The sequence below is a fragment of the Reyranella soli genome (assembly GCF_007992495.1).
GTDB lineage: Bacteria > Pseudomonadota > Alphaproteobacteria > Reyranellales > Reyranellaceae > Reyranella > Reyranella soli.
Genome location: NZ_BKAJ01000290.1, coordinates 1 through 5,558, shown reverse-complemented (window position 1 = coordinate 5,558; position 5,558 = coordinate 1). Strand labels below are relative to the sequence as shown.

Genomic DNA, 5,558 nt, shown 5'->3' with positions numbered 1-5,558 from the left:
GATGCATCGACAAAAAGGTCCCTCGACTACGCCGCCCGGAGTTTACCCCGAGCGAAGTCGAGGGGGCGGCTCCGCTCGGGATGACGGAAAGAGGAGACGTATCCATGATCACAACGGTCATCGGTGGCGCGATGCTGCCTCATGCGCCTCAGTTCTTCACCATGCCGCCGACCGAGGACCGCGGCACCGTCGAGCGGGTGCGCGCCACGGCGGCCGAGATCGGCGGCCGGCTGCGCGAGCTGAAGCCCGATCTCTGGATCATCTTCGCCAATGACCACGCCGAGCAGTTCTTTCACACCGTCGCGCCGCCCTTCACCATCCATGTCGGCGCCGCCGCGCACGGGCACTTCGCGGGCCGCGACTTCAAGTGGGAGATCCCGGGAGCGATCGGCCTGGAACTCGTCCGCCAGCTCTACAAGCAGGGCTTCGACCCGGCCTTCACGAGCACGGCGAAGTTCGACTACGCCATGGGGATTCCGCTGACCCATATCGGCCACACCGATCCCGTCCTGCCGATCTACATCAACGCCTATCTCGCGCCGCAGCCGACCATGGCGCGCTGCTATGCCTTCGGCGAGGCGATCGCACGGTCGGTGACGGCGCTCGGCCTGCGCACGGTGGTGCTGGCGAGCGGTGGCATGTCGCATTTTCCCGGGACCGATCGCTACGCCAATCCGGAACTCGACTGGGACCAGGCGGCGCTCGCCCGCATCGCCGCGGGCAACTTGAAATCCCTGATCGGTTACGACGAGGATGAGCTGGACGACAAAGGCAACATCGAGCTTCGCTGCTGGGCGTGCGCCGCCGGCGCGTTGGGCGAGCGCAAGCCCGACATCGTTTCGATGGATCCAAGCTGGCACCACAACTACGCCTCGGTCGCCTGGTTCGGCGGTGGCGGCAGTGGCAGCGGTGTGGGGCGTGACCTGCACTATCCCTCGATCAAGCCGGAGCTCGTCGGCCTGACCACCGCCCTGCACGGCCTCGCCCATGAAGCGTCGGCGCGCGCCCAGTTTCTTGCCGACGCCAACGGCTTTGCCGCTCGCTTTGCCTTGACCTCGGAACAAAGCAGGGCGTTGGTGCTGCTCGATGTGCCGACCATGGTGACGATGGGCATCCATCCCCTGGTCGCCTTCCTCGCCAACATGCAGATCCAGCGCGAGCGTCTTTGATCAATCTATCCGTCATCCCGAGCGGAGCCGCCCGAAGGGCGGCGTAGTCGAGGGACCTTTTTTGTCGATGCATCAACAAAAACAGGTCCCTCCGCTCCGCCGCCCTTCGGGCGGCTCCGGTCGGGATGACAGGGGATGATGTGAGAAAACACACAGTGTCCGCCCCGATCGCGCGCCAAAGTCGATCCCAAACCCGGCTGCCCCTCCGGCGCGATGGAGGCCTGCATGGACTACCAGCAATACGCCGACTTCATCAAAAAGAACGCGCCCGCGGCGCAGCGCGCCAGTCTCCTGGCGGCGAACTCCAAGCCATACACCGATAAGGGCGGCGCGAAGGCGGCAAAGCCGAAGATCTTCGTGACCTACTACTCGATGCCCGACTGGCTGGACATCTTCAAGTTCGAGGCCCGCCTGAAGAAGGGCCCGTTGGATCACGTGATCGCCGAGTACAAGCATGCGGCGCAGAAGCATCAGGACAAGGTCGCCCTCTGTCTGGACCGGATCAGCACCTTCTCGTCGGGAAAAGCGCTGCTGACCGAGCTCGCCGGCACCGGACACACGCTTCGCATCATGCCCTACTGGCACTTCTTCAGGACCATGCCCGGCGGCGACTATTTCAACTCGACGCCGATTCCGGTGAAGCCCGGTGAAACGATGGCTCACGTCAGCGACGGCACCCTGCACGATTTCGAGGACGAGTATGAGAAAGGCGCGCCGGTGCGCGGCGACGACAACGAGCCGGTGTCGAGCCTCGGCAAAGGCACGGGCAAAGGGGCCGACGTCGTGCTCTTCTTCTCGGCCGAGATCTGGGAGAGCAGGGATGGGCCCAAGGGTCCCGGATTCAAGCCGGACGAGGTCCTGTTCCACGAGCTGGTTCACGTCACCCGGTCGCTGCGCGGTCGCATGACGCATGTCGGCGTGGAGGGCAACGGCTACGGCAATATCGAAGAGTACTTCGCCACGGTGATCGCCAACATCTACCTCTCAGGCAAGGGAGAGACCCGCCTTCGCGGCCTCTACAGCAACGATTCCATTCGACAGAAGACGACGCGCGTCATGGTGAACAAGCAGGAAGTCATGGTCGTCACCGATCCGCTTCCCGACGGCTGGAACGTGATGAAGGACCCCGAAAAGTTCTACGACAACGCCGACAAGATCAGCATTCCGCCGCGCGATCTGATGCAGATCTTCAAGAGCAAGCAGCCCGATTTCTATTTTGCGTTGGCGCATCTCCCGGAAGCGCAGCCGAAGTTCAATCCCGTCGGCCGGCATTTCCGGGAGAACATGCGGCCGGTCAAGCCGGCAGGTGCGGCGCGGCCCTGACGCTGGTCCGGAAGAGCATGCGTCCCGCCGACGCGCCTTCAGCGACTTTCAGTCTATGGCGCGACGCCGCAGCGTGAGGCGGCGGTGATCGGCTTCCAGGCCGCCACCGCCGTCGCTGCCGGCGCGCAACTCTATCTCCGCTACGACGGCGACGTCGGATCGGGCACTGACAATCACGCCCTCAACCTCGGCGTGCGGCTGAGCTTCTGAGATGCCAATCAGTGCCCTCGCGCTTTACACGACAGATACCGCGCAATAATTTGCCTCATTACCATCACCGTAGAGTATGCGCAGCGGTGTGTGGTTGGGGGCGTTGGGGATGGCGTTCATCAGCATGACGCGGCAGCCGAGCCGGCTGGCCGCATTACTATTGGCCGGTACCTGCCTGTCGCCATTGCCGGCCTGGGCAGCCGACTTCATCGTCAGCAACAACAATGACAGCGGCGGGGGCTCGCTGCGCCAGGCGATCATCGACCTGAACACGACCGGCGGCGCCAGCAACAACATCATCATCAACAGTGGCGTCGGCACCATCACGCTGACCAGCGGCGATCTCCAGACCGTATCCCGGAACGTCACCATCGTCGGCAACAGCAATACGCTTTCCGGCAACAACCAGTTCCGCGGCCTGTTCATCGGCGCCTTCTCGGGCACGACCCAGACGGCCGTCACCGTTTCCATCTCCGACCTCTCCATCACCGACACCAACGCGCGGGGCGGCGCAGGCGCAGGCCGCAGCGGTGGCGGCGCCGGACTGGGCGGCGCGCTGTTCGTGGCCGACCAGGCGTCGTTGACCGTGAGCAACGTCACCCTGTCCGGCAACGCCGCGACCGGTGGCGCCGGAAGCAGCGGCAGCAGCGGTCCGGGCGGCGGCGGCGGCATGGGCGGCAATGGCGGCGTCAGCGGCAGCCCCGGTCCCGGCGAGGGCAGGGGGGGCGGCGGCGGGTTCGGTAGCGGAGCGGACGGCGGCAGCGGTGTCGGTGGGCAGCCCGGCACGGCCGGCATCGCGGCGGGAGGATCGCCAGGCGGCGACGGTAGCGGTACCGCGCCCGTCGGCACGGGCGGCGCTTCCGGCGGCGGCGGCGCCGGCGGCAACTTTGGCGGCGGCGCGGGCGGCGGCGGCGGCGTCGGTGGCGGCGCTGGCACCCAAACCGTCGCAGGCGCCGGCGGCTTCGGCGGTGGCGGCGGTGGTTCGAGTTCAGTCGCCGGGGCCGGAGGTTTCGGCGGCGGCGGCGGCGCGACGAGTCAAGGCTCACAAGCCGGCGGAGCCGGAGGTTTCGGCGGCGGCGGCGGCAGAGGCCCTGCCGGCGGTGGTGCCGGCGGTTTTGGCGGCGGTAATGGTACCTCGACGAGCGGCGGCGGCGGCGGCGGCATGGGCGGCGCGATCTTCGTGCAGCAGGGCGGTACGCTGGTCGTTGCGGGTGGCCTGGATATCAACGGCAACGCGGTGACCGGCGGAACAGGCGTCAACGCCGGCTCGGCGTCCGGCGCCGGCATGTTCCTGCAGGGCAACGGCACGATCACCTTCGCGCCGGGCGCGGGGCAGAGCCAGACCGTGTCAGACGTCATCGCCGACCAGACCGGCTCGGGCGGCACCGGCGGCAATGCCGGCAGCTACAATCTGACAAAGAGCGGCGCGGGTACGCTGACGCTTTCCGGCACCAACACCTATAGCGGCGGCACGACGGTGACCGGCGGCCTGGTCAACTTCGCCGCCGCCAACAACTTCGGCAGCAGCGGGGCGATCACCCTGAACGGCGGCGGCCTGCAATGGGCGACCGGCACCACGACGGACATCTCCGGCCGGCTCGCCGCGCTCGGCGCCGGCGGCGGCACCTTCGACACCAACGGCAACACAGTGACTTTCGCCAGCGCCATCAGCGGCGTCGGCGCGGTCACCGTGACCGGGAACAGCACGCTGCTGCTGGCGGCGACCAACGCCTACACCGGTGCCACCACGATCGGCGCCGGCAGCACGCTCAGCCTGTCGAACGCCGGCAGCATCGGCACCTCTAGCGGCGTCAACCTCACGGGTGCGGCAGCCACCTTCGACATATCGGGCGGCAGCTCGGGCAAGACGATCCAGGCCCTGAGCGGCGTCGCGGGCGCGTCGGTCCTGCTGGGCAACAACACCCTCACCGTGGGCTCGGCGACATCGACAACCTTAGCCGGCGTGGTCGATGGCACAGGCGGAATCATCAAGGCCGACATCGGCACGCTCACGCTCAGTGGCGTCAACACCTATACCGGCGGCACCACCATCAACGGCGGTGCGCTGTCGGTCTCCGCCGACAACAATCTCGGCGCTGCTTCCGGCGCGCTGACGCTGAGCGGCGGCACGCTGCAGACGACGGCGACGCTCAGCATGACGCGCGGCATCACGCTGACCGGCACCGGCACGATCCAGACCGACACCGGCACGACGACGGTGTCCGGCGGCGCCATCGGCGGCACCGGCAACCTGGTCAAGACCGGCGACGGTGTGCTGATCGTCACCGCTGACAACACCTACGCCGGCACCACGACGGTATCGGCCGGCACGCTGCAGGTGGGCAATGGCGGCACCACCGGCACGCTGGGCGGCGATGCGGTGACCAACAACGCGCAGCTCACCTTCAACCGCAGCAACGCTGTCACGGTCGCCAACAACATCGGCGGAACCGGCGCCGTCACGGTGCAGGGCGGCGGCACCGTGACGTTCAGCGGCACCAACTCTTACGGCGGCGGCACGAGGGTGTCGGGCGTCGGCACCACACTGGTCGGCACGACGACGAGCCTGCAAGGCGCCATCACCAACAATGCCAGCGTGCGCTTCGATCAGGCCGGCACCGGCACCTATGCCGGCAACATGTCGGGCACGGGCGCCGTCGCGGTACAGGGCGGCGGCACGGTGACGTTCAGCGGCACCAACACCTACGGCGGCGGCACGGCGGTGTCGGGCGTCGGCACCACGCTGGGCGTCGCCGGCAACACGGCGCTGGGCACGGGCGCACTCAGCCTCGGCAATGGCACGACCTTGCAGGCCGCGGCCGACGGCGTGACGCTCGGCAACGCCGTGTCCCTCAA

4 protein-coding genes are annotated in these 5,558 nt (G+C 67.6%); all 4 read left to right on the top strand.

The window, feature by feature from the left end; genetic code table 11:
• Positions 1-104: 104 nt before the first annotated feature.
• Positions 105-1,169, top strand: coding sequence for a DODA-type extradiol aromatic ring-opening family dioxygenase (locus RSO01_RS45745; protein WP_170303882.1), 1,065 nt, complete (start codon positions 105-107; stop codon positions 1,167-1,169).
• A 225-nt stretch (positions 1,170-1,394) separates the two neighbouring features.
• Complete coding sequence (locus RSO01_RS45740) at positions 1,395-2,492, top strand: M91 family zinc metallopeptidase (RefSeq protein WP_170303881.1); 1,098 nt, start codon at positions 1,395-1,397, stop codon at positions 2,490-2,492.
• Between the two features lie 84 nt (positions 2,493-2,576).
• Positions 2,577-2,702: a hypothetical protein gene (locus RSO01_RS49725; protein WP_281291654.1), complete on the top strand. Its 126-nt coding sequence runs from the start codon at positions 2,577-2,579 to the stop codon at positions 2,700-2,702.
• Positions 2,703-2,811: 109 nt separating this feature from the next.
• Positions 2,812-5,558 (top strand): beta strand repeat-containing protein (locus RSO01_RS49720; protein WP_170303880.1); only part of this gene is annotated, 2,747 nt, incomplete at its 3' end.